This is a genomic window from Bifidobacterium sp. UBA4282 (genome assembly GCF_002394995.1).
GTDB lineage: Bacteria > Actinomycetota > Actinomycetes > Actinomycetales > Bifidobacteriaceae > Bifidobacterium > Bifidobacterium pullorum_B.
In genome coordinates this window covers 1-3,916 of sequence record NZ_DGVO01000004.1, presented here as the reverse complement: position 1 = coordinate 3,916, position 3,916 = coordinate 1, and the positions used below count along the sequence as shown (strand labels likewise).

Annotated in this window: 2 protein-coding genes; one reads left to right on the top strand and one right to left on the bottom strand. The window is 63.9% G+C overall.

Annotated features, from left to right (window positions below; translation table 11 throughout):
• Window positions 1-120: 120 nt before the first annotated feature.
• Window positions 121-2,370, bottom strand: coding sequence for a transglycosylase domain-containing protein (locus tag B4C31_RS00790; RefSeq protein ID WP_291530939.1), 2,250 nt, complete (start codon window positions 2,368-2,370; stop codon window positions 121-123).
• A 244-nt stretch (window positions 2,371-2,614) separates the two neighbouring features.
• Here B4C31_RS00790 and B4C31_RS00785 point away from each other — a divergent pair, with 244 nt between their 5' ends.
• Window positions 2,615-3,757, top strand: a complete 1,143-nt coding sequence (locus tag B4C31_RS00785; RefSeq protein ID WP_291530938.1) for an inositol-3-phosphate synthase — start codon at window positions 2,615-2,617, stop codon at window positions 3,755-3,757.
• The last annotated feature ends 159 nt before the right edge of the window (window positions 3,758-3,916 follow it).

Sequence of the window (3,916 nt, the reverse complement as noted above, 5' to 3'; positions counted from 1 at the left end):
AGGATGGCCCCGCCTCATCATATGTCGGTATGGACGCGGGAATTGTACTGGCACAGCCTCTGATATGCAGGTGCCATATCAGCGTCGGTTACGGTACATGGCGACAACCGACAGCGCCTACTATGGTTGTTCGGAATCGTTGTTCGTGCCGTTTCCCTCGCCTTCGGATCCGTCCGATTCATCGGTAGAACCCGACCCGTCTGATGGCGTCTCCGGGTTTTGGCCCTGCTGCTCCTGCTGTTGCTGCTCCTGTTGCTGCTGCAGCTCCTGCTGGCGCCGCGCCTCCTCCTCGGCTTGACGCTGGGCCTCTTCCTCGGCCTGGCGCTGGGCCTCTTCCTCGGCCTTCCGCTGCGCCTCCTGCATCTGCTGCAGGGTCTGGGATCCCAGGCCCCACGAACCGTCGGAGCCACCGACCTTGCCGTGGTCCACCGCGTTCGGGAAGGTCTCGTTGTCGGTGCCGGCCAGCGCCTGTGTCATGTACTGCGTGAACAGGTGCACCGGGTAGTCGCTGCCGCCGCTCCATCCGCCGAATGCGGGGACCTCCTGCGGGTTGCCGTTCGCATCCGGGTACCACATGGCGAACACGCTGACCACGGACGGGGTGAACCCGACGGCGCTGGCCGCGTAGGAGTCGTTGGCGGTGCCGGTCTTCATGGCCAGGTTATGCCCGACGGCCAGGGCCTCGGTGGCGGTGCCGTTCTGCACGGTGCCGGTCATCGCCTTGGTGACCAGCGCGGTGTCGTTCGCGTCGAACACCTGCGTGGTGTCGGTCGGCGCCTTGTAGATGTCCTCGCCGTCGGTGTTCTTGACGGAGGACACGATGTGGATGTTCGGACGGTTGCCCTGGTTGGCGATGGTGGCGTACATGCGCGCCACATCCTTGGTGGTCAGGGCGTTGTTGCCCAGAACCGTGAAGGGGTTGGTGCCGTCCAACGCGTCGCTTTCGGCGCCCGCCTCCTTGGCTATCTCGGCGATGCGCTGGGTGCCGAGCTTGGCCTGCACATCCATGTAGACGGTGTTCAGCGATTGCGCCGTGGCCGTGTACAGGTTCACGTTGCCGTAGCTCATATTGCCGAAGTTGCCGACCGGGTCGGCGATGCCGTCGAACTTGCGCGGCGAGTTGCCGTTGAACACGGTGTCCAGGTTCACGCCCTCCTGGATGGCGCCCAGCAGCGCCATCGGCTTCATGGTGGAGCCGATCTCATACACCGACTGCGTGGCCTGGTTGAGCTGCTTGGTCAGGTAGTCCTCGCCCGCGTATACGGAGATGATCGACCCGTCCTTGGCGTTGACGGAGATGGCGCCGAACTCCATACCGTCGGGGATGACGCCCTGCATGCCGTTCTGCGCGGGGCTGACCACCGAGTACATGAGATCCTGCTTGGATTTGTCGATGGTGGTGACGATGGCGTAGCCGCCGGTGTCCAACTGTTCGGCGCTGAACGTGCCGCCGTTGGTCAGCTCGTCGCGCACCATTTGCAACAGGTAGCCGTTCGCCCCCTGATAGGAGTTCTGTTGCGTGTACTCGATGGTCTGCGGGAACTGGGCCTCCTGCTGCTCCTGCGCGGTGATGTAGCCGTCCTCCTGCATGATGCGCAGCACGCGGGTGAATCGGGCCTGCGCCTGTTCGGGGTCGACGGCTGGATCCCAGGACGACGGGGAGGGGATGATGCCGGCGAGCATGGCCGCCTCGGATACGGTCAGGTCCTTGGCTTCCTTGCCGAAGTAGGCCTTGGCCGCGGCCTGGATGCCATAGGTGCCGCGTCCCAGATAGATGGTGTTCATGTAGTTGCACAGGACCTGGTCCTTGTCCTGCGCCTGCGCGATCTTGAGGGCCAGGATGGCCTCGCGCGCCTTGCCGAGATATGAGGTGGTCTCGCCGAGATAATAGCGCTCGGCGTACTGCTGAGTGATGGTCGAACCGCCCTGCCTGGATCCGGTGGTCAGGTTGTTCCAGAACGCGCGGGCGATGCCGACGAGGTCGATGCCGCGGTTGGTGTAGAACGACCGGTCCTCGGAGGCCACGACGGCCTGCCCCACATAGTCGGGCAGGACCGAGCAGTCGATGATCTCACGGTTCTGCTCCGAGAACGTGCCGATGGGGGTGGTGCCGTCGGCGTAGTACACCGTGGTGTTCTCCGCCACGGCGATCGATTCCGGCTGGGGGATCTCGGTGGTGGCGTACAGATACGCGAACGCGCCGATGCCGAGCGCCAGCAGGGCGCCGATGATGCCCAGCACCCATTTGAGGATGAGGTGCTTGCTTTTGCCCTTCGGCTTCGGGCCCTTCGAGCCGTGCGAACGGTGGATGCCGCCGCCGAAATGGCGTGCGGCCGGCGTGCGTTTGGCGGTACGAGTCTGTGAAACCATGAAGTCCAAGGTAGTAGCCGCCCCTGAGAATCCGCGGCGCTGGAAGCGAAAAACGGCTTATGGACGCGGTTTTTCCGCCGAACCCTCACAAATGGGCGGATGGTTGCGGGCTGGCCAAAATCACTTCATGCTGTCTGGGAAAATGGTGGGAATCCGAAATGCTGCGCCACGTCGGTGCGGTGGCTGGGTAAGCTAGGACGGTGATATTGGCAATCGCACTATCAAGTGGACAGAGAGGTTTTGGATGAGCATTCGTGTGGCTATCGCCGGCGTGGGCAACTGCGCCTCGTCGTTGGTGCAGGGCGTCGAATACTACAAGGACACGGCCGACGATGAGAAGATCCCCGGTCTGATGCACAACAACTTCGGCGGGTACCGCGTGCGCGACATCGAGTTCGTCACCGCGTTCGACGTCGATGCGCTCAAGGTGGGCAAGGACCTGTCCGAGGCGATCTTCGCCTCGCAGAACAACACGATCAAGTTCTCCGATGTGCCGGATCTGGGCGTGGAGGTGCTGCGCGGCCCGACCTATGACGGTCTGGGCGAGTACTACCGCCAGATGATCGACGAGTCGGACGCCGAGCCGGTCGACGTGGCCGCGGTGCTGCGTGAGAAGCAGGTCGACGTGCTCGTCTCGTATCTGCCGGTCGGCTCCGAGCAGGCCGATAAGGCGTACGCCCAGGCCGCGATGGATGCGGGCTGCGCGTTCGTCAACTGCCTGCCGGTGTTCATCGCCTCCGACCCGGAGTGGGCGCAGAAGTTCCGCGACGCGGGCGTGCCGATCGTCGGCGACGACATCAAGAGCCAGGTCGGCGCCACGATCACCCACCGCGTGATGGCCCGTCTGTTCGAGGACCGCGGCGTGCGCCTGGACCGCACCTACCAGCTCAATGTGGGCGGCAACATGGACTTCATGAACATGCTGCAGCGCTCGCGGCTGGAGTCCAAGAAGATCTCGAAGACCCGCGCCGTCACCTCCGTGGTGCCGCATGAGATGGACGAGCACAATGTCCATATCGGCCCGTCGGATTATGTGGCGTGGCTGGACGACCGCAAGTTCGCCTTCGTGCGTCTGGAAGGCACCACGTTCGGCGATGTGCCGCTGAACCTGGAATACAAGCTGGAGGTGTGGGATTCCCCGAACTCCGCGGGCATCGTCATCGACGCCGTGCGCGCCGCCAAGATCGCGCTCGACCGTGGTCTGGCCGGCCCGGTGCTGGCGCCGAGCTCGTACTTCATGAAGTCCCCGGCCGTGCAGCATGAGGATAACGAGGCGCGCGAGCTGGTCGAGCGGTTCATCGCCGGCGAGGTGGAGGCCGACGAGGCCCAGCTGGACGCCGACGTGGCCGCCGCCAAGGCCGCAGGCAAGGACGTCTGGCGCGCCTGATCCGATAGCGGCCACTAGCATGTGACGCCTGCCGGGATGGTGTCCTCGGCAGGCGTCACGTCATATTGGTCCTGTTGAAAAGGTTGCGGGAATGGCCAGGTTTACGCACCATATTCAACAGTTGAGCCCGTTGCCTACTTGGTGAGCATGGGGTGGATT

What these genes read in the sequence shown, in the direction of transcription:
- B4C31_RS00785 (WP_291530938.1), top strand. Translation starts at nt 2,615, where the DNA reads ATGAGCATTCGTGTGGCTATCGCCGGCGTGGGCAACTGCGCCTCGTCG.
- B4C31_RS00790 (WP_291530939.1), bottom strand. Translation starts at nt 2,370, where the DNA reads ATGGTTTCACAGACTCGTACCGCCAAACGCACGCCGGCCGCACGCCAT.